The organism is Mesorhizobium sp. B2-2-3 (assembly GCF_006442405.1).
Lineage (GTDB): Bacteria > Pseudomonadota > Alphaproteobacteria > Rhizobiales > Rhizobiaceae > Mesorhizobium.
The window spans coordinates 214,226-235,422 of record NZ_VFWC01000007.1 but is presented as its reverse complement, the minus strand read 5'-3'; the positions used below and the strand labels follow the sequence as shown (position 1 = coordinate 235,422).

The window sequence follows — 21,197 nt, the reverse complement described above, 5'->3', positions numbered from 1 at the left end:
TCGGCGCGTCGACCGATCGGGGGTCGGCGCGCCGCTGGCGGATAAGAGATGACGCGTGGCGCGAGGTCAACCGAGATAAGGGTAGAGCGGGAATCGATCGGTCAGCGCCACGACCTTGGCCTTGACCGCGGCCTCGACCGAGGCATTGCCCTCATCGGAATTGGCGGCCTTGAGGCCATCCAGCACCTCGGCGATCAGCTTGCCTATTTCGCGGAACTCGGCCTGGCCGAAGCCGCGCGTTGTGCCGGCGGGCGTGCCGAGCCGCACGCCGGAGGTGACGAAGGGCTTTTCCGGGTCGAAGGGGATGCCGTTCTTGTTGCAAGTGATGTTGGCGCGCCCAAGCGCTGCCTCGGCGCGCTTGCCGGTGGCATTCTTGGGGCGCAGGTCGACCAGCATCAGGTGGTTGTCGGTGCCGCCCGACACGATGTCGAGGCCAGTCTCCTGTAGGCTGGACGCCAGCGCCTTGGCGTTGGCGGCGACGCTCTCGGCATAGAGCTTGAAGCTCGGCTTCAGCGCCTCGCCGAAGGCAACCGCCTTGGCGGCGATGACATGCATCAGCGGTCCGCCCTGCAGGCCGGGGAACACCGCCGAGTTCATCTTCTTGGCGATCTCCTCGTCGTTGCACAGGATCATGCCGCCGCGCGGGCCGCGCAGCGACTTGTGCGTGGTGGTCGTCACCACATGGGCATGCGGCAGCGGCGAGGGATGCACGCCGCCGGCGACGAGGCCGGCGATGTGGGCCATATCAACCATGAGGTAGGCGCCGACCGCATCGGCGATCTCGCGAAAGCGCTTCCAGTCCCAGATGCGCGAATAGGCGGTGCCGCCGGCCAGGATCAGCTTCGGCTTCGTCTCATGCGCCGTCTTCTCGATGGCGTCCATGTCGAGCAGGTGGTCGTCCTTACGCACGCCGTAGGACACGACCTTGAACCATTTGCCGCTCATGTTGACTGGCGAGCCGTGCGTCAAATGCCCGCCGGAATTGAGGTCGAGGCCCATGAAGGTGTCCCCCGGCTGCAAGAGAGCCAGGAACACCGCCTGGTTCATCTGGCTGCCGGAATTGGGCTGCACATTGGCGAAGTTGCAGCCGAATAGTTTTTTCGCGCGCTCGATCGCCAGCTCCTCGGCGACATCCACGAACTGGCAGCCGCCATAGTAGCGCTTGCCCGGATAACCCTCGGCGTATTTGTTGGTCATGATCGAACCCTGCGCTTCGAGCACGGCGCGCGAGACGATGTTCTCAGACGCGATCAGTTCGATCTCGTGGCGCTGGCGTCCGAGTTCGTTGCGGATCGCGCCGAAAATTTCCGGATCGGCATCTTCCAGCGTGGTTTCGAAGAAGGATTCGAATTTGTTCGACGCTGCCGCTGCTGTTGCCATGGCCTGAATTCCTTAGGTCCGGAGGTCGGTTTTGTCTTGCGCATGCCGTTGTCCCAAACCCCTGCACATTTTTGTGTGACAGGATTGGGTTCGCCGCGCCATTAACACAGTTGTTTTCGCCTCGCCACGTTTGCGGCGCGAAATTTGCTGGCCCGATTGCGGCAAGCAGAGCGGCGAACCGTTATTTCCTGTCGCGCCGCTGCTTCAGAAGAGCCTCGGTCAAGGTGATCTCGGAAAACAGCGCCCGCATCGTATGGTCATTGATCTCGCGGCTGAGAAACATGGCGCGTAGCGCGGCGCGCTCGGCTTCTATGCCGGCCGCCCTGAGTTCAAGCTCCAGACGGCTCGCCTCACGCGCCTCGGCACGCGCTTCGTCGGCCTCGTCGGAGGCGGCGATGCGGCGCCGGTAGCCGGCGACGATGCTGTCGGCAACGGCGAGCCGTGCCTCGACGGCCCCGCCCTCGCCTGCCTCATTGGCGATGCTCTCGATCCTGGCGATCGCCGCATTGGCTGCGCCGACCCGCGCCCGGCGCTCCTCGGCCGCTGCCGGGTCCTCGCCCGGTTCGACCAGCCCGCGAGCGATCTTCGGCAGCGCGAGGCTGGCGATGGCCAGCGAGCAGATGATGACCCCGGCGGCGAGGAAGATCACCACGTCGCGGGCCGGGAACGGCGAGCCGTCCTGCAAGGTGAGCGGCAGCGACAGGATACCGGCCAACGTGATCGCTCCGCGCACGCCGGCGACCGATCCGGCGAGCCGCACGCGCAGGCCGAACGGCTCGGCCTTTCGCTTGCCGAGCCGCGCCGCCATGGCGCCCGCCATGTCGCCGATCCATATCCACAGGAAACGCAGGCCGATCAGGCAAAGGGTCAGCAGCAGGACTGTCAGCACCGGCTCGATGATCCAGTGCCGGCTGGACAACTCCGGCGGCACCTTACGGATGATATCGGGAAATTGCAGGCCAAGCAGGATGAAGAGCGCGCCGTTGAAGACGAAGGACAGCGTCGACCACAGCGACATCGTCTGCATGCGCGCCGAGACACCGAGAAAGCGGAACATGCCGGAAACTCCGGTCAACAGGCCGGCGGTGACCGCCGCCAGGATGCCCGAGGCGCCGATATGCTCGGCGCCGAGATAGGAGACGAAAGGCACCAGGATCATGACCAGAACCTGCGCCTCCGCCGGCACGCCGCCGATGCGGTTGAGCAGTTGCAGCGCCTTGGCGGCAACGAACAGCGCCGCCATGCCGGCGAGGATGCCGGCAGCCACGGCATAGAGAAAGCTCAGCGAGGCCGCGGCGAAGGAAAAGCTGCCGGTCAATGCCGCCGCCACGGCAAAGCGGAACATGACTAGGCCCGAGGCGTCGTTGAGCAGCGACTCGCCTTCCAATATATGCATCAGCCGCGCCGGAACGATGTTCCTGTCGACTATGGAAGACACCGCCACCGCGTCAGTCGGCGACAGCACCGCGGCGAGCGCGAAAGCGACGACGAGCGGGATGCTGGGCACCAGCCAATGCAAGGCGTAGCCAAATCCGACGATGGTGAAGAAGACCAGTCCGATGGCAAGGTCGAGGATGGGGCCACGCAAGGCGACAAGCTCGCGCTTGGGCGCAGCAAAGGCATCGGCGAACAGAAGCGGCGGAATGAATACGAGCAGGAACAGTTCCGGATCGATCTCGACATGCAGCCCGCGCGCCGGCCAGGCCAGCGCAGCACCCATGGCGATCTGCAGCACCGGCAGCGGCAGCCGCACCAGCCGCACCAATGCACCGGAAAGCGCCACCAGGACGAGCACTACGAGGATGAAGACGGCAACTTGCATGGTCCGATTTCCGGCAGTTTTGCCGACCATGCGCAATCGCCCGCGCTTCGTCCAGCCGGAGCGCGCCTACGCAGAGTTGGAGGTCAGCGGCGGTGTGAACGGCCTGGCGGCGACGACAGAAAAGGCCGCTCAAGAGCGGCCTTTTCCCTGAATAATCAATTGCTTAGAGCGACGAAGTGATCTGCAGCTCGTTGTTTCCGTCGAGGCCATATATGTCGTCGCGGAACTGGACGACGCCGGGGCCCGTCGACCAGGCCGAGAGATAGAGGAAATGCACCGGCACCGGGTTGGTGACCTGGACCGGCGTGTTTTCGCCGGTCTTGATCGCAGCCTCGAAATGCTGACGGTCCCAGCCGGGCGTGTCGCGCAGGATCCAAGTGACGAGGTCGCGCACGTTCTGCACGCGTACGCAACCCGAGGAATCGAAGCGCATCATCTTGCCGAACAGGCTCTGCTGCGGCGTATCGTGCATGTAGACGCCGTCCGGGCTCGGGAAATTGATCTTCACCGACGCCATGGCGTTGTCCGAACCGGGATCCTGGCGGAAACGGTACTTGGCCGCGTCGTCGGTCGACCAGTCCACATTCATCGGATCGACTTCGCTGCCATCTGGCGCAAACAGGCGAATATGGCTGTTCTTGAGATAATCGGGGTCCTTGCGCATCAATGGGATGATGTCCTTACGCACGATCGACACCGGCGCGTTCCAATATGGATTGACGATGATCTCGTTGATCTTGGAATTGACGATCGGTGTCTGGCGATCGATCTTGCCGACGATCGCGGTATGGCGAAGCACGACGCGATCGTTCTCGACCGCCTCGACCTGCGCTGCCGGAATATCGACCAGCACATAACGGCTGCCAAGCGTGCCCGCCTTCTCCTTCAATCGCTGGAGATTGGTTTGCAACTGGCCGAGCCGGATCTGCGCCGAAACGTTCATCGCCGCGTAGGTATATTTGCCCAGCGCTCCGTCGGCCGGCAGGCCGTGGCGCAATTGGAAGCGCTTGACCGCCGAGTCGACATAGGAATCGAAGGCCGTCGAGATGCCGGCGCTCTGCGACAGGTCGCCGGCGACCATCAGGCGCTTGCGCAGCGGCACGACATCGGGATCGTCGACGCCGAGCTGCAGTTTCTTGGTCGCGGGAACCTCGACCCAGCCGCCCTGCCCGACAATGTTCTGGTACTGCGCCACAGCCTGCTCGGTGAAGGCGACGGTCTGCGGGCTGAAGATCGGCAGCGTCGAGGCCACCTTGCCGCCTGCGCTGGCGCGGGCGTCGAACTGATCGTCCCAGTTGCCGCGCGCCGAGGACTTCAGGATGTCCCCGATCACATCCTGCGCGCTGGCGCGGCCGGCAACAACGGCGGCTGCGAGCGCGGAGGCTCCGGAAAGGAAGAAACGGCGGCTGGTTCTCATGGACGTTCCAGACATTTGTAGCAGTTCGAACACTTGCTGCGTTGATCATCGGGCGATCTCGCCCGCACTCTAAAATTGGCAATCTTAACAATTAGCCAACCATGGTCCGCATCACCTCGGTGTGAAAACGCGCAAGGCTACGCGGCTGCTGGTGAACTCATGGTCTTCACCACAGCATCACTGCCATCTTCGGTTCCATTGGAATATGGCGGCAACGTGGCCTTGGCCCGCAATTTGCTTCGGCCAGCGCAACGAAAAGAAAAGACCGATGCTTTTCGGCACCGGCCCTGACTGGAGGTCGCTGTTGCGGCCGCGCTTCTGTGGCGCGGCTTCTGATTGGGGATGTGGCTTACATCCGGTAAGCGATGGTGTCGTTCCAGAAGCGGTCGAGGCGCTGGAGGGCGCGGTTCATCTGCTTGAATTCGTCGGTGTTGATGCCGCCGACCTGCTCGATCGAGCCGACATGGCGCTCATAGAGACCGGCGACCACGTCCGCCACCTCGTTGCCCTTCGGCGTCAGCGAGACGCGGACCGAACGACGGTCGATGCGCGAGCGCTGGTGGTTGATGAAGCCGAGATCGACAAGCTTCTTGAGATTGTAGGAGACGTTCGAGCCGAGATAGTAGCCCCGCGAGCGCAACTCGCCGGCAGTCAGCTCCGAATTGCCGATGTTGAAGAGCAGCAGCGCCTGGATGGCGTTGATGTCGGAACGGCCATTGCGGTCGAACTCGTCCTTGATCACGTCGAGCAGACGGCGGTGCAGGCGCTCGACCAGTTGGAGCGATTCCATGTAAAGGGAACGGATTGCCTCGCGGCGATCGTCGGAAACGTTGGCGGTCTTTGCCGCCGGACGCGAATTGATCATTGTCTTTGCCTCTCGTTTGTCGCCCTGGTGATTTTTTGTTTTTCACCTTGATCGCGACACTATCGAATACTCATAAAATTCGACTTAAACGCCAAGGCTAACAAGAGCTTACCGGTAATAGGTTTCGCAAGACGCTTAACGAACGGTCACTCGAGCAAGGATAATTAACCTAAAGATTTAGCCAATGATTTCAGGGCGAAATCCGATCCGCCGGATCGCCGGCGGCGCGTGCCGGCTTCAGGTCCGGGGCGTCCGCTTCTGCAGATAGATGACGAGGCGGAAAACGACATAGAGCAGCGCCACCCCCGCATGCGAGACGACGATGAGCGGGCGGCGGCCGAAGAGTTCGGGAAAGCCGGCATACATGACGATCTCCGTCGCGGCGCAGATGAACCAGATCACCGGCCCCCAGGAAGCCAGCATCCATAGGCCGGCTGCGGCAAAGGGAAAAAACACGGCGAGCATCACCGCTGTCACCTGCCAGTGGACCGGCATCAGGTCGAAGCGCCACAGCGAGCCGGGATAGAAGCCGATAAGCCTGATCCAGTACAGGATACCGAACAGCAGGCAGTATCCTGATATGATTCGCTGGAACCAGGCGAAGATAACCTCCACCCCTGAAGGCTGAAGCACGACGCGTCTGGACGTCACCTCACTCATAGCGCGAGTTCCCGTTCACCGAGCGAGGCAAAATAGGCATCGACATCCGCGTCGTCGACCGCATCGAGGGTTGCCGGCAGCCATTGCGGCTTGGAACCCTTTTCGATGATGGTGGCGCGTATGCCTTCGTAGAAATCGTGGCCCGCGAGCATCCGGTTGAGGATGCGGAACTCCATCTTCATGCATTGATCCATCGGCAGCGTCAGGCCGGCAGTGATCTGGCGCCAGGCGACACGAAGGCTGGTCGGCGAGCGCGTCAGGATCGTCGCCAGCGTCCTTGCCGCAAACTCATCGCTCCCTGCCGCCTGCTCCAGGCTGCCGATGATATCGGCAAGCGACGCCTGCGCGAAGTGGTGGGCGATCGCCTCCAGCACCTGCCTGTCCGTCTCGCGCTTCGCCGGGATGAAGAAGCCGCGCAGCACCGATTCGGGATCGCCGGTGGCGGCGAGCTGGTCGAGAAAGCCAGCCTGGTCCTGCGCCTTGATCGTATGCGTGGCCAGCCCGGACCACAACGCGTCGCCATAGCGGATACGATTGCCGGTCAGCGCCAGGTACATGCCGAAGGAACCGCCAAGATCGGGCAGCAGATGGCTGGCGCCGACATCCGGGAAAAAGCCGATTCCCACCTCCGGCATGGCGAACTGCGCATTTTCCGTCATCACCCGATGCGATCCATGAAAGGAGATGCCGACGCCGCCACCCATGACGATGCCGTCGATCAGCGCCACATAAGGTTTTTTGAAACGCGCGATTTGGGCATTCAGCCGATACTCGTCGGTGAAGAACTCGACGGGCGGCTTGCCGGCCCGGCCGGCCTCGTAGATGTGGAGAATGTCGCCGCCGGCCGAAAACGCCCTGCCCTCGGCCTTGACGACGACGACATCGACGCTCCAGTCCCGCTCCCAAGCGTGCAATGCCTTGGCGAGCGCGTTGACCATCCCGTGCGTGACCGCATTGAGTGCCCGCGGCCGCGTCAACGTGACGATGCCGGCCCGGCCCAGATGTTCGAAGCGGATCTCGTCGCCTCCGCCAAAATCCATCGTGAAAGAATCCCTCCCCCGCTCCGCCGGGACTGAAGTGCTAAAGCGTGGCCCATGGCCGCGTCAATGCCGGCATGCCGGCAGCGCGTCTTGGCCGGCATGCCGGCAGCGCGTCTTGGCTCGTGCCGGAGCCTAGTGCTAAAAGAGCCGTTGTGGCCGCAACGCCGGGAACCGCACGGCGACTGCGCAGCTGTAGCGGGTTTCCAACGGGGTGTTGCTCATGGCTGGATTTGCGCGCCTCGTGCCGATGACGATCGGGCTGATCATCATTTGCCTGGCTTTGCAACCGACCCTGGCGGCAAGCCTCGCTGATCTTTATCAGTCACAGACCATCGTCAACGGTCGGTACGAGAAGAACCGTCAGGCCGGCTTCAAACGTTGCCTCGACGCGGTTCTGGTCCGGGTTTCCGGCGACCAGCGTCTGCCGGCGAAACCGGAGATGGCGGCGCTGCGCGACAAGGCCGGCAGCTTCGTGGCGGGCTTTCGCTACCGCGATCGCATGGAAGGCATTCCAAACCATGACGATCAGGGCACGTATGATCGGCCTCACAATCTTTACTGCCAGTACAGCCCGGCGATGATCGATCCGGTGCTGGCTTCGCTCGGCAGCAGGCCATGGCTGACCGAAAGGCCACGGCTGGCGGTGTTCTTGTCGACCGAGCGCGGCGTCAGGCATTTCGCGCTCGATGCCGATGACGAGCGCGGCGTGCTGATGCGCGAGTCGTTCGGCAATGCCGCCGCGCCGATCGCCATGCAGGTAACCTTCCCAACGGCAGCGCTGCTGTCGAAGGCGGGGCTGGACGACAGGATCATGCGCGACGCCGACATGGCGAAGCTGGACAGGGTTGCGAAAACGGCCGGCGCCGACCAGGCGCTTTCCGGCAGCATCGTCTGGAGCGACAAGGAGTTGGGCTGGATCGCCGACTGGCGGCTGGCGAAGGCCGGCAAGACCTACGCCTGGCAAGTGCGCGGCGTCGGCTTCGACGAGGCGTTCCGTGTCGGCATGCGCGGTGCGGCGCAGATCCTTTCGGGCAACGGGAAACCCGAATAAGGACCCGACCGGATTGCTGGCACAAACGTGTCGCATTGGTCAGCACCACGAGTGCGTGATAAAAGCCGGCCAAACGAGAGTTTTGGCGATGAACAGATTCACCCCCGCAAAACCTGCCGGCGCGCGCAGCGTCGACGACATCACCGGCAGCCGCCGCTTGCGACGCATGCGCAAGGCCGACTGGTCGCGGCGCCTGGTGCAGGAGAACAAGCTTTCCGTCGACGACCTGATCTGGCCGATCTTCGTCGTCGACGGCAGACAAGTGCGCGAGCCGATCGCCGCCATGCCGGGCGTCTTCCGCCTGTCGATCGACCTTGCCGTCAAGGAGGCCGAACGCGCGGCGAAGCTCGGCATCCCCGCGCTTGCCACCTTTCCCAATGTGGACATTTCGCTGCGCGACGAGACCGGCTCGCATATCCTCGATCCCGACAACGTCATCAACCGCGCCACGCGCGCGATCAAGGACGCGGTGCCTGAGATCGGCGTCATCACCGACGCCGCGCTCGACCCGTTCACCAGCCATGGTCATGACGGCATTCTGCGCGACGGTCTCATCGTCAATGACGAGACGGTGGAACAGGTGACCGCGGCGGCCGTCATACAAGCAGCGGCCGGCGCCGACATCATCGCGCCGTCCGACATGATGGACGGCCGCATCGGAGCGATCCGCGACGCGCTCGACGCAAACGGTTTTCAGGACGTGGCGATCATGTCCTATGCGACGAAATTCGCCTCCGCCTTCTACGGGCCGTACCGCGAGGCGGTCGGCACGGCCGGCCTGCTCAAGGGCGACAAGAAGACCTATTACATCGACCACGCCAATTCCGACGAAGCGGTGCGCGAAGCCGAGCAGGACCTGGCCGAAGGCGCGGACATGCTGATGGTCAAGCCCGGCCTGCCCTATCTCGATATCATCCGCAGGCTGAAGGACGAATTTGCGATGCCGACCTTCGCCTACCAGGTGTCGGGCGAATATTCGATGATCAAGGCGGCGGGCGCCAATGGCTGGATCGACGGCGAAAAGGTCATGCTGGAATCGCTTCTTGCCTTCAAACGCGCCGGCTGCGACGGCATTTTGACCTATTTCGCCCCTGAGGTGGCGGAGATGCTGAGAGCATAGTTTCCCCAGCGCCTTCAAACCATATGCTCTTCATGGACCCACCGGCAAATGAGCCGGTATAGCGGCTGTCTCGGCAGCCGCCATTTTGGCATCCGAACCAACCATCAGGCAACACTCTGGACATCGCATAGGCGAAGTACGGATATGCATCTTTTCGATCGCGGAAAATACTACTTGCAATTTGCAATCGGTTTGCTAGAAAGTAACTGCTTGCAAAATACAACTGGTCTGAGGAGGCTTTCCATGTCCAGACTTCGCGTCAACGCATTCACCTTGTCGCTCGACGGTTACGGCGCCGGTCCCGACCAGGATTTGAAAAACCCGCTCGGCGTCGGTGGGGAAGCCCTGCACAAATGGATGATCGGTACCCGCACCTTCCGCAAAATGGTGCTCGGAGACGATGGCGGCACAACCGATATCAACGAGGCGTTCGCGGCGCGCAGCTTCGAGAATGTCGGCGCCTGGATCCTCGGCCGCAACATGTTCGGGCCGATCCGCGGCGAATGGGCCGACGAAAACTGGAAGGGCTGGTGGGGCGACAACCCGCCCTATCATGTGCCGGTCTTCGTGCTGACCCACCATGCGCGCGAGCCCATCGTCATGGAAGGCGGCACGACCTTTTACTTTGTTACGGATGGCATCCATTTGGCGCTCGAGCAGGCAAGGGCAGCGGCTAATGGCAGCGATGTGCGGGTCGGCGGCGGCGTCGCCACCGTCCGGCAATATATTCAGGAGAGGCTCATCGACGAGATGCATCTGGCGATCTCGCCGGTGCTGCTCGGCTCCGGCGAGCACCTCTTCGCCGGGATTGATATGCCGAAGCTCGGCTACGCGTGCAGCGAACAAGTAGCGACGCCGCTTGCCACGCATGTCGTCATCAAGCGGACTTAGGAATTAGTTGTCTGCGACAGTGGGAATTGGCAACCCTTGGTGCAGATCCTTTCTCCCCGTCACTATACGGGGAGAAGGACAAACTCTCGTTCAATACTTCTCGGGCACGTAGAGCTCGCTCGGCAGCACCTGGCGCTCGTATTCGGGATTGAAGACGCGCTCGGGCAGCTTGATCTCCTCGTGCGGCACCTCTTCGTAGGGAACCTGCTGCAAGAGGTGGTCGATGCAGTTCAGCCGGGCGCGCTTCTTGTCGTTGCCCTCGACGATGAACCAGGGCGCCTCCGGAATGTTGGTACGGGCGAAGGTCTCTTCCTTGGCCTTGGTGTACTGTTCCCAGCGCACCCGCGACTGCAGGTCCATCGGCGACAGCTTCCACTGCTTCATCGGATCGTGGATGCGCATCAGGAAGCGCATCTGTTGTTCCTCGTCGGTGATCGAGAACCAGTATTTGACCAGCGTGATGCCCGAACGGACCAGCATGCGCTCGAACTCCGGCACGTCACGGAAGAATTCCTCCACCTGATCGGCCCCGGCGAAACCCATCACCCGCTCGACGCCGGAGCGGTTGTACCAGGAGCGGTCGAACAGAACGATCTCGCCGCCGGCCGGCAGGTGCGGCACATAACGCTGGAAATACCATTGCGACGTCTCTCGCTCGGTCGGTGCCGGAAGCGCCACGACGCGGCAGATGCGCGGGTTGAGCCGCTGGGTGATGCGCTTGATGACGCCGCCCTTGCCAGCCGAATCGCGGCCTTCGAAGATCACCACAAGCTTCTTCTTGTGGTAGGCGACCCAGGATTGCAGCTTGATCAGCTCGGATTGCAGCCCGATCAGGTCGCGAAAATACTGCATGCGGTCGATAGAAGGCGGATGCGCGTTCTTGTAGATCCTGGCGATCTCCAGCGACAGCGCTGGTTCCGACATCTCCAGTTCATAGTCCTCGTCGAGCGTGTCGGCGAGTTCGGCTTCCAGCCAGTCCCGGGCGCCGGACTTGGGTATGGATTCATTCATCTGGTGTTCCTCCATCTGCAAGCTGCCGCCTCCGGCAACGACCGGGCGCACTGGTCGCGTCCTGACGGCGGCGCGCAACGCCCTGATCGACTGAGTATAGGCCGGCAATGACGGTTTTATTGCAGGGGCACGCCACGGCCGCTCATCGGTGTGCTGGGGCCGGAGGGCGACAAGCCGCACGGATTGTCCTACAAATCCAGCAACCTGATCGGGCCATTCTTCTCAATCGCGAGGACTGACATGGAATACCGCACTCTCGGCCGTTCCGGCCTGAAGGTTTCGGCGCTGACGATGGGCACCATGACCTTTGGCGGCGCCGGCCCGTTCGCGGCTGTGGGCAACAGCGATCTCGCCGAGGCGAAGCGCATGATCGATCTGTGCATTGATGCCGGCATCAATCTCATCGACACGGCCAATGTCTATTCGGACGGCCTGTCGGAGGAGATCATCGGCGAGGCACTCGGCGGCAAGCGCAGGAACGACGTGCTGATCGCCTCCAAGGCGCGCATGCGCATCGGCGACGGTCCCAATGACGAAGGCCTGTCGCGCCATCATTTGATCCGCGAATGCGAGAAAAGCCTTAAGCGGCTCAAGACCGACGTCATCGATATCTATTTCCTGCACGAATGGGACGGCGTGACGCCACTCGAAGAGACCATCGCCGCGCTCGACACGCTGGTCGGCCAGGGGAAGATCCGCTATATCGGCTGCTCCAACTATTCCGGCTGGCAGGTGATGAAGGCGCTCTCCATCAGTGACACCCGCCATCAGCCGCGCTTCGTCACCCAGCAGATCCACTACACGCTCGAAGCACGCGAAGCCGAATACGAGCTGCTGCCGATCTCGGTCGACCAGGGATTGGGCGTGCTGGTGTGGAGCCCACTGGCGGGAGGCCTGCTGTCGGGCAAGTATCACCGTGACAGCCCGACCGCGCGCCAGGTCGCCGGCTGGTCCGAACCGCCAATCCGCGACGAGGACCGGCTGTGGCGGATCGTCGATGTGCTGGTCGAAATCGGTAAGGCCCGCGGTGTGTCCGCCGCACAGGTGGCGCTTGCCTGGCTGCTTGGCCGGCCGGCTATCAGCTCGCTTGTGATCGGCGGGCGCAACGAGGCCCAGTTCAGGGACAATATCGCGGCGGCCAGCCTGACGCTGGCCGGCGAGGAACGTGATCGCCTCGACGCGGTCAGCCGCCCGCCCCTGCTCTATCCCTATTGGCATCAGCAGCTGACGGCAAAGGAGCGTTTCGGCGCCGCCGACCTTGTGATCGACCGAAGCAGCTTATAGGAACCCTGGTGCCGGCTCCGAGACGTCGGAAGGCGAACGACGCGTAGTCAGCCCACAAGAACAGCAAAAAAGGAGCCGCTATGGCACGAGCACCAAATTACGATCAGGAACGCAAAGAACGCGATCGCCAGAAGGCGGCCAAGAAGGCCGAAAAGCTGGCGGCCAAGGCTGCGGCGCGGGAGCGTCAGAAACCCGAGACTGACGCCGAGATTGAAACAGAGGAATGACGGCGCGCGGCGGCAATCCGGCCTGGATCAGGCCGGCGCCTTGTCGCTGACGAAGACGTCCACTTCACGCGCCGCCGCGATAAAGGCGCGCCTTGCGTTCATGGCCGGCTTGTCGCCGGCCAGCGCATCGTGGCAGGCCTGCAGCGCCGCGCGATGCTTGGGGGTGCGCTTGCCGGGCCAGCTGTTCATGAGATAGTCGGAAGCCTCGCGGGCCGAGCGTAAGAGCTGTGTACTTCCCGCCGTGACTGATTTGACGGTCACGGGTACTTCAAATCGGTTGTTTTCCATCGCCCGGTCCTACGCCATCGGCGTCCGCGAAGCGAGGCCGAAAGTGGGGCTCGGGGCCGGTGGTCCTTTTTTCGGCGGCGAGTGGCCTGCCCTGCAGGCCGCATTATGCCGCCACGACGGCAAATCCCCTGGCGCGAAGGCCGCGGCGATCATTGGCCAGCGACGTCAACAGACGGTCGCGACTGCCCACGATATGCTGCGAGAGCAAGCGCGCGGCTTCCTGTGCATCGCCGCTCCGCACGGCGGCCAGGACGGCGTGATGTTCGGCCCACGCGCGGCCAAGGGCCGCTCCATCGCGTACCTCCAGCCAACGGGCGCGCGAAAGCCTGGTCATCGCGTCGCGGACGGCCCGAAACAGGAATTCATTGCCGGACAGTCGCGCCAGCTCGATGTGGAAATCCATGCCGACGCGATGCCATTCCTCGCGCGGAGTGTCGTCGTCGCAGGAGACGAGCATAGCCTCGATGACATCGACGGCACTTCTGTCGGCAAGCCCGCATGTCAGCCGCAAGGCCGCGACCTCGACCGCTTCGCGGTAGACCGCGATCTGCTCGAGTTCGGCCAGGTTGATGGGCGAGACCGTCCAGCCGCGCCCGTCCCTGCCGACCAGCCCTTCGGTTTCGAGCCGCAGCAGCGCAGCCCTGACCGGCGTGCGCGAGGCGCCGAAGCGGCTTTCGATCCAGCGCTCGGTGAGTTTCTCACCCGGGCCGATCTCAAGTCCAAGGATCATCTCGCGGAGCTGCCGTTCGACGTTGTGCATCTGCGACATCGTTGTTGCCTTTTCACGTGCCCGCATTGACAGCGGTCGGGCTGTGGGTCCATGACGGATACCGACTTGGTATCCCAAAATGGTATCCACAACAATCCCTGGCACACGCAGGCACGGCATGACGCAGAACGATACGGAACAGGGCGGCTACAATATCCACTGGCGGCGCAATCTCGCCGTCTGCTTCGCGGGTTCGTTCAGCACGCTCATCGCCATGACCCTGCTCTTGCCGTTCCTGCCGCTCTATGTCGAGCAACTGGGCGTCGAGGGCCATGCGGCGATCGTGCAATGGTCGGGCATCGCCTATGGGGCGACCTTCTTCGCGGCGGCGCTCGTTGCGCCGTTATGGGGACGGCTCGGCGACCGCTACGGCCGCAAGCTGATGCTGGTGCGCGCCTCCTTCGGCATGGCGATCTGCATGTCGCTGACCGGAATGGTCGAGACGGTCTGGCAATTGGTGCTGCTGCGCCTGCTGATCGGCTTTGCCGGCGGCTATTCCTCCGGCTCGACCATATTGGTGGCCATGCAGACGCCGAAGGACCGCTCCGGCTGGGCGCTCGGTGTCTTGTCCGCTGGCATCACGGCAGGTTCGCTGGTCGGCCCCCTGCTCGGCGGCGCGCTGCCGCCGGTAATCGGCATCCGCGCGACCTTTCTGTTGTCCGGCGGCGTCATCTTCCTTGCCTTTCTGGCGACGACATTCCTGATCAAGGAGAACCAGCGCCCGCAAGCAAGCAAAGCCGCGACGGCGGCAAAGCCGAAGAGCGGCTGGTCGCAAATTGCCGACAAGCGTCCGGTCGTGGCCATGCTGACGACCGGCATGCTGCTGGCCTTCGCCACCATGTCGATCGAGCCGATCATCACCGTCTATGTGCAGCAGCTGATCGAGGACCAGAGCCGGGTGACGCTCGTTGCCGGCGTGGTGATGTCGGCGGCCGCCCTCGGCGCCATCCTGTCGGCGTCGTGGCTTGGCAGGCTCGCCGACCGCGTCGGTCATTGGAACGTCGTCGTCGGCGCGCTGGCCGTGTCGGCACTGCTGCTCATTCCGCAGGCCTTCGTCACCGACGGCTGGCAACTGATCGGGCTGCGCTTCCTGATGGGCCTGGCGCTCGGCGGTTTGCTGCCTTGCATCACCAGCGTCATCCGCCACAACATTCCCGACGGCGTCGGCGGCAACGTGCTCGGCCTTTCGATCTCGGCCCAATATGTCGGCCAAGTCGCCGGACCGCTTGCCGGCGGTTTCGTCGGCGGCCATTTCGGCATGCGGGCGGTGTTTCTCGGCACGTCGGTGCTGATGGCGCTCGGCGCGGTCTACAACTGGATTGTCCAGGCGCGGCGGACGCGGCATATGTTGATGGAAGCGAGCAAGCCCTGACAAGCTGCCCAGCCAATCAACCGAAGGAGCGTCGACATGAACCTGGCCGAAACGACCGGCAGCCGTCTGCTTGTGCTCGCCGCCGGCATCGTGGGCGCGGCGGGCGTGGCGCTGTCGGCGGCCGCCGCACATCTCGGCGGCGCCTTCACCGGTACGGCGGCATCGTTCCTGCTGATGCACGCACCGGCGTTTCTGGCCGTCGGTCTCCTCGACGCGAATCGCCCGCTGCGGATAGCCAGCATGGTGCTGCTCGTCGGGCTCGTGCTTTTCACGGGCGATCTTCTCGCCCGCGATTTTCTCGGATCGAGGCTGTTTCCGATGTCGGCGCCGATCGGAGGCACCCTGCTCATCGCAGGCTGGCTGACCATAGCTGTCTCCGCCGTGGTGCGTCGGCGACCCTGAGATGCGCGGCCGGTTTCAATCCCGGCGACGTTCAAGTCGGATCCAAAGATCGCGGTTGCGCGCCGAGAGCGTCGCGCGGCGCGGCGCCTCTGGCCGCTCCGCGGCCGTGCCGATGCCCCAATAATTGCGATAAATGTCGTCGAACAGATGCTTCATGGGATGCATGGCTCTTCTCCTCTTGATTTGAATTGAATCGATCCAATAGGCCGACGCAAAAAATTCACGCCAGTCAGCTCCGCTTGCGCGCCACCAGGAAGCGCAGATCGCGAATCCACGGGCTTGTTCCGCCGCGGCGCTTGGACTTGTTGGCGGCCGACCCGATGCTCCAGTCGTTGCGGTAGATGTCTTCGAACAGATAGTTAACAGGATGCATGGCGCACCTCCCATCCAGGTTTAATCCAGCAGGCAGATCTTAGTTGGATCGATTCAAAGATAGGCCTATGGAAGCCGCCGGTCAAGCAAAATTTGAATCGATCCAACGAAAGTGCTAGATGCAAGTCGGGAACGTGCTAAATGCATATCAGGAGGCACGCGCAAATGGCGTCACTCACCGCAGGCAATCGACGACCCGTCCGGCTGGCCGACATCGCCAAGGCGGCCGGTGTTTCGCATGGTACCGCCTCCAATGTCTTCAGCCGCCCTGAGATCGTGCGCGAAGAAGTCCGCGAACGGGTCCGTGCGGCGGCCGAGGCGATGGGCTATGCCGGCCCCGATCCCAAGGGCCGCCTGCTGCGGGCCGGCAAGGTCAACGCCATCGGCGTGGCCACCGCAGAGCCCCTTTCCTATTTCTTCGAGGATCCCTTCGCGCGCGTGATGATGGCCGGTATCTCGCAGGCCTGCGATGCGACCGGGGCCGGTATCTCGTTAGTCTCGGCCGCCAACAACGAACAGCTTGCCTGGAATATCCAGAGCGCCCTGGTCGACGGCTTCATCGTCTTCTGTATCGAAGGCGGCTCGCGCCTTGTCGAATTGGCCCGCGAGCGCAAACTGCCCTTCGTGGCGCTGGACCTGGATTCGGAGGATGGATCCGTCGCGGCGATCGGCGTCGACAACATCGCCGGCGCCAGCCTGGCGGCGCGCCATCTGACGGAACTCGGGCATCGCCGCTTTGCCGTGCTGGCGCTGCCTTTCGCCGACGGCAGGACAGGCATCATTTCGCCCGAGGAGCTTCGCGCCGCGGCCTATGCGGGGACACGCGATCGCCTCACCGGCTACTTCCGGGAGCTTTCGCGGGTTGGCATCGATACATCCAAAGTGCCCGTCTACGAAACCGCCAACGATGCCGCCACCACAAAGGCGGGGCTGGAAACGATCTTTGCTTCCGGCGAACCACCCACGGCCATCCTGGCGATGTCGGACAGGATGGCCTTGGCAACGCTTGAATGGCTGAGCGCGCGCGGGCTGAATGTCCCCGATGATGTTTCGGTCATCGGTTTCGACGGCGTTCCCGAAGCAGAGTTGTCCGAGCCACCGTTGACCACGGTCGCACAGCCGATCGCCGAGATGGGCCGGCTTGCCGTCAAGGCAATCCTGGAAAGCGACGGCAAGGTCAGCCGGCAGTTGCTGCCGGTCGAACTGATCGTGCGCGCCTCCTCGGCTCCACCGCGCCGCTGAAACCGGGCTCGCTGACCCTCAGCGGTTGGCTCTTGCTACGGCCGAGATACCGAAAGACGGCTGGACGGGCTTGGCGTCCTTTTGCGTCGTCCTGGCTTTCCCCGAACCGCCGATGGTCGACAACCATTCGAGATAGAAAGCGAGCGCGAACTGCATGGCAATGCCGGCGGCGAGCAACAGGCTGTCATAAGCGAGGCCGCCGGGATTGATCAGTTTCATCACCTGGGCAACCATGGCGATCAGCGTGCCGGCGATGAACACCGGAAGCGAACGCTTGCCGAGTATCGCCAGCGGATGGTCGGGGCCGGTGCGGAACAGGTTCGAGACCGCAGGCAGTGCCACCACCAGATAGCTGACCGCCAGGATGTGCAGCAGCCGCGGGAGCGACAGGAATGTCTTGTCGAAGCCGGTCAGCACCACCGGCAGGTCGAACCAGGTCACCTGGCCCCAAAGCGGACTATGCACCCATGCCAACGCGGCCAGCACATAGGCCGCGGCGGCACCGATCAGCCAGCGGTTGGCTGGAATGACGCCGCCGCGCCTGACATGCAGCATGGCGGCAAGGCCGATATTGAACAGGAATTGCCAAGACAGCGGGTTGAGGAACCAGAGGCCGGGCTCGGGATAGTTCGGCGGGGCGATCTGCCAGATGCCGGCAACAAGCCATAGCAAGCCGGACACTGTCAGCGCTGCAAGCGGCCTGTAGCTGATGAACAGCAAGAAGGCCGGCGCCAGCAAAAGCAGCACCGCGTAGACCGGCAGGATGTTGTTGTAGCCGAGTTGGTGGCCGAGCGTGACGATGCCGACCAGCACCTCGGGCGTGTCCTTCATCAGCGGTTCGATGTTGATCAGCTTCAGCAGTTCCGGCCGCCGGCCGAACACCGCCGCGGCACAGAACAATGCCATCACCGCCATCGTGGTGACGATATGGGCGATATAGAGCACGCCTGCCCGCCGCCACATTTTCAGCGTCGCGAGCAGCCGGCCTCCCGGGCGGAACTTCGTGCCATAGGCAAGCGCGACCGAAATGCCCGATATCAGCACGAAAGCCTCGGCCGCATCCGAAAAGCCGAAATTCTTGTAGGTCAGGGTCTCAAAAGCCGTGCCCGGCACATGGTCGACGAAGATCGTCAGCAGCGCGAGCGCACGCAGCACATCGATGCGCGTATCGCGCTCGGTTGGAACTGGGGTGGTCATCGACAAAAGGCCTCAAAGCTGGTTGTTCATGCCCAGCAATGCGACCCCCGGCGCACCGCTTCGATTCCTCCGCGATGGAGTATATCGGCGCAGAAACGGACTGAAATGCGCCCGGTTCAATCAACTTTCGCGGAGCATGAAAATATTGCGTTTTGAAGCCGGCAAATTGAGTGAAACGAAATGTAATCAAAAGGATACGGCATGAGCGATACAAGCGTCGAAAACAGCCTGCCGCGGCTGGATCTGGCCTTTCCCTATCGCTTCTTCGGATCCGGCGGGGCCAGCGACGAATGCCTGTTCCTGCTGCATGGATCAGGTGTCGACGAGACGACCCTGGTGCCGCTGGCGAGGCAGATCGCACCGCATGCCTGCCTGGTCGCCGTGCGTGGCCGCATCGTCCAGGACGACGGCTTCCGCTGGTTCGAGCGGATCACGCCGACCAGCTTCGAGCAGGCCAGCATCCGCCGCGAGACGGCCGCTTTCGCACGCTTCATGGCCGAGGCCATGAAGCGGCACCGGATCGATCCGAAGCGCGCGGCTTTCCTCGGCTATTCCAACGGCGCCAATCTGGTTTCCAGCTTGATGCTGCTCCATCCCGGCCTTGTCGGACGGGCGGCACTGCTGCGGCCGATGCCGGTGCTGGACGAGACGCCGGCAACCGATCTGACCGGCATCAAGGCGCTGATTGTCGCCGGCGCCGCCGACCTGACCTACGGACCCTTCGCGCCGGCCCTGGTAACGCTGCTCAGCCAGCGCGGCGCCGAGGTCGACGCGCGTATCGTCGCTTCGGGCCATGAAATCGGCGACCCCGATGCCGCGATCGTGCGGCAATGGCTTGCCCCGCCCGCTCCTGCCGCCTGACGGGCAAGACGCGGATCGCCGCGCTCAGCCTCCTTCAGCGATGCCGGCCTGCGCCCCGGCAATCAGCAAGTCGAGGCCGCTTTCGAACAGCGCCTCGTGACCGCCCGCACGATAATCGGCCAGGGCCTGGCTGAGCAGCGGGTAACCGCTTGCCTTGGCATCGAGCGCTGCACCTCGACCCGGGCTGGCCGGATATTCTGCCTGTTCCTCGAGGACGCAGCCCACCGTGTAGCGCCCGACGATCATCAGCAACCGCATGGCCATGACGGAAGGCATGCCGGCCTCGCGCAGAAAAGTGAGCAACCGTTCGACATGTTCGAGATCGCCCGGATCGGCCTCGGTACCGGCATGGACGCGCGCACCGTCGCGATAGGCCATCAAGGCGCCGCGGAAGCTGCGGGCGTTGTTGCGTACGAATTCCTGCCAGCTCTCGCCCGGCAGCGGTACCTGATGTCCATGGCCGCGCCGCAGGATCTCCTCGTTCATTGCGTCGAGCAGGGCGCGCTTGTTCCTGAAATGCCAGTAGAGTGCCGGCTGCTGGACCTTGAGCCGCTGCGCCAGCAGCCGGGTCGAGAGCGCATCGATGCCGACGTCGTTCAACAGCTCGAGCGCCTGCGCCACGATCAGCGCCTTGTCCAGCTTCATATGCACCTCGCTTGCCCAGCCAATTTATCGGTGATAAACGCTACCTTATCACCGATAAACTTTAGGAAAGAAGCATCTCGATGAAAAGGGCCTATCTCGTCGTGCTGACGGCAATGGCGCTGGACGCGGCCGGCATCGGGCTGATCATGCCGGTGCTGCCGGGGCTGTTGCGCGAGGTTAGCCATGTCGAGGACATTGGCTGGATTTTCGGCGCGTTCCTCGCCGCCTATGCCGCCATGCAGGTGCTGTTTTCGCCCCTGCTCGGCGCGTTGTCCGACCGCTACGGCCGCCGGCCGGTGCTGCTTCTGTCGCTTGCCGGGTCGATGCTGGATTATCTGTTCATGACCTTCGCGCCGTCGCTGCCGCTGCTGTTCGTCGGCCGACTGATCGCCGGCCTAACGGGCGCCAGCATGGCGGTGGCCTCCGCCTATATGGTCGACATCAGCAGCGAAGAGCGGCGCGCCCGCGCCTTCGGCCATCTGAGCGCCGCTTTTGGCGTCGGGTTCATCGCCGGTCCGGCGCTCGGCGGCCTGCTCGGCGATGTCTGGCTGCGCGCGCCGTTCCTGGCGGCGACAGGGTTCACCGGCATCAATCTGGTGCTGGCCTTCCTTCTGCTGCCGGAGCCGGAGCGGGTCGGCGGCACAGGCGAGCCGCTGTCGTTCAACCCGCTGGCGCCGCTGCGTTGGGCCCTGACTTTTCCGGCCCTCCTGCCGCTGCTCGGCGCCTTTGCCGTGCTCGGCCTTGTCGGCGAAGTCGGCGGCACCGTCTGGGTTCTCTACGTGCAGGACAAATTCCGCTGGAGCCTTTTCACTGTGGGCATCTCGCTGGCATTGTTCGGCCTCTTCCATGCCGGAGCCCAGGGTTTCGTCGCCGGACCGATCGCCGAGCGCTGGGGCGAAAGGCGAGCGCTCATGGTCGCCATCCTTGCCGACAGCACGGCCTATGTGTCGATCGCGCTGGCCTGGCAAGGCTGGATGGCGTTCGCGCTGTTGCCGCTTTTCTGTCTCGGCGGCATCGGAGCCCCGGCGCTGCAATCGTTGCTGACGTCACGTGTCGCGGCAGATCACCAGGGGCGATTGCAAGGTGTGCTCACCAGCATGACGAGCCTGGTCTCGGTGCTCGGACCACTCGTCATCGCCATGCTCTATTTTCGCACTCGAATGGTCTTCCCAGGCATGGTGTGGGTCGCGGGCGCGACCCTCTATGTCCTCTGCCTGCCCCTGCTGCTCGCAACCGGATCGCCCACGGCCAAACGGGAGGCGGCGGAGTGAGGATAATAGT

General features: G+C 63.4%; 23 protein-coding genes. 10 read left to right on the top strand and 13 right to left on the bottom strand.

The window, feature by feature from the left end:
• Window positions 1-66: 66 nt before the first annotated feature.
• The 6 genes from glyA to FJ951_RS15270 all read right to left on the bottom strand — a co-directional run bounded on the left by glyA (window position 67) and on the right by FJ951_RS15270 (window position 7,184).
• On the bottom strand, window positions 67-1,380 hold the full coding sequence (gene glyA, locus FJ951_RS15295; RefSeq protein ID WP_140494046.1) for a serine hydroxymethyltransferase: 1,314 nt from the start codon (window positions 1,378-1,380) through the stop codon (window positions 67-69).
• A gap of 181 nt (window positions 1,381-1,561) precedes the next feature.
• Entirely contained in the window at window positions 1,562-3,202 is a 1,641-nt protein-coding gene (locus FJ951_RS15290) for a Na+/H+ antiporter (protein ID WP_140515693.1), read from the bottom strand.
• Between the two features lie 163 nt (window positions 3,203-3,365).
• Complete coding sequence (locus FJ951_RS15285) at window positions 3,366-4,619, bottom strand: murein L,D-transpeptidase (protein ID WP_140494050.1); 1,254 nt, start codon at window positions 4,617-4,619, stop codon at window positions 3,366-3,368.
• 349 nt (window positions 4,620-4,968) lie between these two features.
• Complete coding sequence (locus tag FJ951_RS15280) at window positions 4,969-5,484, bottom strand: winged helix DNA-binding protein (protein ID WP_013896002.1); 516 nt, start codon at window positions 5,482-5,484, stop codon at window positions 4,969-4,971.
• 237 nt (window positions 5,485-5,721) lie between these two features.
• Window positions 5,722-6,144 (bottom strand): DUF6163 family protein, encoded by a 423-nt coding sequence (locus tag FJ951_RS15275; RefSeq protein WP_140515691.1) that lies wholly within the window; start codon window positions 6,142-6,144, stop codon window positions 5,722-5,724.
• The gene (locus FJ951_RS15270) at window positions 6,141-7,184 is read right to left on the bottom strand and encodes an enoyl-CoA hydratase/isomerase family protein (protein WP_140515689.1); all 1,044 of its coding nucleotides are present in this window, start codon (window positions 7,182-7,184) and stop codon (window positions 6,141-6,143) included. The genes FJ951_RS15275 and FJ951_RS15270 overlap by 4 nt, the downstream gene beginning before the upstream one ends.
• 220 nt (window positions 7,185-7,404) lie before the next feature.
• On the opposite strand from FJ951_RS15270, the gene FJ951_RS15265 reads away from it, so the two are divergent.
• The 3 genes from FJ951_RS15265 to FJ951_RS15255 all read left to right on the top strand — a co-directional run bounded on the left by FJ951_RS15265 (window position 7,405) and on the right by FJ951_RS15255 (window position 10,246).
• A complete protein-coding gene (locus FJ951_RS15265; RefSeq protein ID WP_140515687.1) occupies window positions 7,405-8,235 on the top strand; it encodes a DUF2066 domain-containing protein in 831 nt (276 codons plus the stop codon).
• Between the two features lie 88 nt (window positions 8,236-8,323).
• Window positions 8,324-9,355, top strand: a complete 1,032-nt coding sequence (gene hemB / locus FJ951_RS15260) for a porphobilinogen synthase (protein ID WP_140515685.1) — start codon at window positions 8,324-8,326, stop codon at window positions 9,353-9,355.
• 243 nt (window positions 9,356-9,598) lie between these two features.
• A complete protein-coding gene (locus FJ951_RS15255; RefSeq protein ID WP_140515683.1) occupies window positions 9,599-10,246 on the top strand; it encodes a dihydrofolate reductase family protein in 648 nt (215 codons plus the stop codon).
• 90 nt (window positions 10,247-10,336) lie between these two features.
• Here the strand turns inward: FJ951_RS15255 and ppk2 are convergent, their stop codons facing one another.
• Window positions 10,337-11,257, bottom strand: coding sequence for a polyphosphate kinase 2 (gene ppk2, locus FJ951_RS15250; RefSeq protein WP_140515681.1), 921 nt, complete (start codon window positions 11,255-11,257; stop codon window positions 10,337-10,339).
• Between the two features lie 240 nt (window positions 11,258-11,497).
• On the opposite strand from ppk2, the gene FJ951_RS15245 reads away from it, so the two are divergent.
• Window positions 11,498-12,541, top strand: coding sequence for an aldo/keto reductase (locus FJ951_RS15245; RefSeq protein ID WP_140515679.1), 1,044 nt, complete (start codon window positions 11,498-11,500; stop codon window positions 12,539-12,541).
• Window positions 12,542-12,621: 80 nt separating this feature from the next.
• Complete coding sequence (locus FJ951_RS15240) at window positions 12,622-12,768, top strand: hypothetical protein (protein WP_140494066.1); 147 nt, start codon at window positions 12,622-12,624, stop codon at window positions 12,766-12,768.
• Between the two features lie 27 nt (window positions 12,769-12,795).
• Here FJ951_RS15240 and FJ951_RS15235 read toward each other — a convergent pair whose 3' ends face one another.
• Both FJ951_RS15235 and FJ951_RS15230 read right to left on the bottom strand, forming a co-directional pair.
• On the bottom strand, window positions 12,796-13,029 hold the full coding sequence (locus tag FJ951_RS15235) for a DUF982 domain-containing protein (protein ID WP_246670991.1): 234 nt from the start codon (window positions 13,027-13,029) through the stop codon (window positions 12,796-12,798).
• Window positions 13,030-13,159: 130 nt separating this feature from the next.
• Window positions 13,160-13,825: a GntR family transcriptional regulator gene (locus tag FJ951_RS15230; RefSeq protein WP_140515677.1), complete on the bottom strand. Its 666-nt coding sequence runs from the start codon at window positions 13,823-13,825 to the stop codon at window positions 13,160-13,162.
• 118 nt (window positions 13,826-13,943) lie between these two features.
• Between FJ951_RS15230 and FJ951_RS15225 the strand changes: the two genes are divergently transcribed.
• Together FJ951_RS15225 and FJ951_RS15220 are read left to right on the top strand one after the other, a co-directional pair.
• Entirely contained in the window at window positions 13,944-15,197 is a 1,254-nt protein-coding gene (locus FJ951_RS15225) for a multidrug efflux MFS transporter (RefSeq protein WP_140515675.1), read from the top strand.
• A 36-nt stretch (window positions 15,198-15,233) separates the two neighbouring features.
• Window positions 15,234-15,599, top strand: a complete 366-nt coding sequence (locus tag FJ951_RS15220) for a DUF423 domain-containing protein (RefSeq protein ID WP_140515673.1) — start codon at window positions 15,234-15,236, stop codon at window positions 15,597-15,599.
• Window positions 15,600-15,614: 15 nt separating this feature from the next.
• Here FJ951_RS15220 and FJ951_RS28460 read toward each other — a convergent pair whose 3' ends face one another.
• Entirely contained in the window at window positions 15,615-15,755 is a 141-nt protein-coding gene (locus FJ951_RS28460) for a hypothetical protein (protein ID WP_181167406.1), read from the bottom strand.
• 73 nt (window positions 15,756-15,828) lie between these two features.
• Window positions 15,829-15,972, bottom strand: a complete 144-nt coding sequence (locus FJ951_RS15215) for a hypothetical protein (protein WP_140494076.1) — start codon at window positions 15,970-15,972, stop codon at window positions 15,829-15,831.
• Between the two features lie 164 nt (window positions 15,973-16,136).
• Between FJ951_RS15215 and FJ951_RS15210 the strand changes: the two genes are divergently transcribed.
• Window positions 16,137-17,213 (top strand): substrate-binding domain-containing protein, encoded by a 1,077-nt coding sequence (locus FJ951_RS15210; protein WP_140515671.1) that lies wholly within the window; start codon window positions 16,137-16,139, stop codon window positions 17,211-17,213.
• An 18-nt stretch (window positions 17,214-17,231) separates the two neighbouring features.
• On the opposite strand, the gene FJ951_RS15205 is transcribed toward FJ951_RS15210, so the two are convergent.
• The gene (locus FJ951_RS15205) at window positions 17,232-18,410 is read right to left on the bottom strand and encodes an OpgC family protein (protein WP_140515669.1); all 1,179 of its coding nucleotides are present in this window, start codon (window positions 18,408-18,410) and stop codon (window positions 17,232-17,234) included.
• 201 nt (window positions 18,411-18,611) lie between these two features.
• Here FJ951_RS15205 and FJ951_RS15200 point away from each other — a divergent pair, with 201 nt between their 5' ends.
• Entirely contained in the window at window positions 18,612-19,271 is a 660-nt protein-coding gene (locus FJ951_RS15200) for an alpha/beta hydrolase (protein WP_140515667.1), read from the top strand.
• A gap of 24 nt (window positions 19,272-19,295) precedes the next feature.
• Here the strand turns inward: FJ951_RS15200 and FJ951_RS15195 are convergent, their stop codons facing one another.
• A complete protein-coding gene (locus FJ951_RS15195; protein WP_140515665.1) occupies window positions 19,296-19,916 on the bottom strand; it encodes a TetR/AcrR family transcriptional regulator C-terminal domain-containing protein in 621 nt (206 codons plus the stop codon).
• An 80-nt stretch (window positions 19,917-19,996) separates the two neighbouring features.
• On the opposite strand from FJ951_RS15195, the gene FJ951_RS15190 reads away from it, so the two are divergent.
• Window positions 19,997-21,187 (top strand): TCR/Tet family MFS transporter, encoded by a 1,191-nt coding sequence (locus tag FJ951_RS15190; RefSeq protein WP_140515663.1) that lies wholly within the window; start codon window positions 19,997-19,999, stop codon window positions 21,185-21,187.
• The last annotated feature ends 10 nt before the right edge of the window (window positions 21,188-21,197 follow it).

Excerpts from the sequence above, each read along its gene's own strand:
- FJ951_RS15190 (WP_140515663.1), top strand. The coding sequence starts at position 19,997 with ATGAAAAGGGCCTATCTCGTCGTGCTGACGGCAATGGCGCTGGACGCG.
- ppk2 (WP_140515681.1), bottom strand. The coding sequence starts at position 11,257 with ATGAATGAATCCATACCCAAGTCCGGCGCCCGGGACTGGCTGGAAGCC.
- FJ951_RS15275 (WP_140515691.1), bottom strand. The coding sequence starts at position 6,144 with ATGAGTGAGGTGACGTCCAGACGCGTCGTGCTTCAGCCTTCAGGGGTG.
- FJ951_RS15195 (WP_140515665.1), bottom strand. The coding sequence starts at position 19,916 with ATGAAGCTGGACAAGGCGCTGATCGTGGCGCAGGCGCTCGAGCTGTTG.
- FJ951_RS15290 (WP_140515693.1), bottom strand. The coding sequence starts at position 3,202 with ATGCAAGTTGCCGTCTTCATCCTCGTAGTGCTCGTCCTGGTGGCGCTT.
- FJ951_RS15230 (WP_140515677.1), bottom strand. The coding sequence starts at position 13,825 with ATGTCGCAGATGCACAACGTCGAACGGCAGCTCCGCGAGATGATCCTT.
- FJ951_RS15245 (WP_140515679.1), top strand. The coding sequence starts at position 11,498 with ATGGAATACCGCACTCTCGGCCGTTCCGGCCTGAAGGTTTCGGCGCTG.
- glyA (WP_140494046.1), bottom strand. The coding sequence starts at position 1,380 with ATGGCAACAGCAGCGGCAGCGTCGAACAAATTCGAATCCTTCTTCGAA.
- FJ951_RS15255 (WP_140515683.1), top strand. The coding sequence starts at position 9,599 with ATGTCCAGACTTCGCGTCAACGCATTCACCTTGTCGCTCGACGGTTAC.
- FJ951_RS15200 (WP_140515667.1), top strand. The coding sequence starts at position 18,612 with ATGAGCGATACAAGCGTCGAAAACAGCCTGCCGCGGCTGGATCTGGCC.
- FJ951_RS15285 (WP_140494050.1), bottom strand. The coding sequence starts at position 4,619 with ATGAGAACCAGCCGCCGTTTCTTCCTTTCCGGAGCCTCCGCGCTCGCA.
- hemB (WP_140515685.1), top strand. The coding sequence starts at position 8,324 with ATGAACAGATTCACCCCCGCAAAACCTGCCGGCGCGCGCAGCGTCGAC.
- FJ951_RS15280 (WP_013896002.1), bottom strand. The coding sequence starts at position 5,484 with ATGATCAATTCGCGTCCGGCGGCAAAGACCGCCAACGTTTCCGACGAT.
- FJ951_RS15265 (WP_140515687.1), top strand. The coding sequence starts at position 7,405 with ATGGCTGGATTTGCGCGCCTCGTGCCGATGACGATCGGGCTGATCATC.
- FJ951_RS15240 (WP_140494066.1), top strand. The coding sequence starts at position 12,622 with ATGGCACGAGCACCAAATTACGATCAGGAACGCAAAGAACGCGATCGC.
- FJ951_RS15215 (WP_140494076.1), bottom strand. The coding sequence starts at position 15,972 with ATGCATCCTGTTAACTATCTGTTCGAAGACATCTACCGCAACGACTGG.
- FJ951_RS28460 (WP_181167406.1), bottom strand. The coding sequence starts at position 15,755 with ATGAAGCATCTGTTCGACGACATTTATCGCAATTATTGGGGCATCGGC.
- FJ951_RS15225 (WP_140515675.1), top strand. The coding sequence starts at position 13,944 with ATGACGCAGAACGATACGGAACAGGGCGGCTACAATATCCACTGGCGG.
- FJ951_RS15205 (WP_140515669.1), bottom strand. The coding sequence starts at position 18,410 with ATGACCACCCCAGTTCCAACCGAGCGCGATACGCGCATCGATGTGCTG.
- FJ951_RS15210 (WP_140515671.1), top strand. The coding sequence starts at position 16,137 with ATGGCGTCACTCACCGCAGGCAATCGACGACCCGTCCGGCTGGCCGAC.
- FJ951_RS15270 (WP_140515689.1), bottom strand. The coding sequence starts at position 7,184 with ATGGATTTTGGCGGAGGCGACGAGATCCGCTTCGAACATCTGGGCCGG.
- FJ951_RS15220 (WP_140515673.1), top strand. The coding sequence starts at position 15,234 with ATGAACCTGGCCGAAACGACCGGCAGCCGTCTGCTTGTGCTCGCCGCC.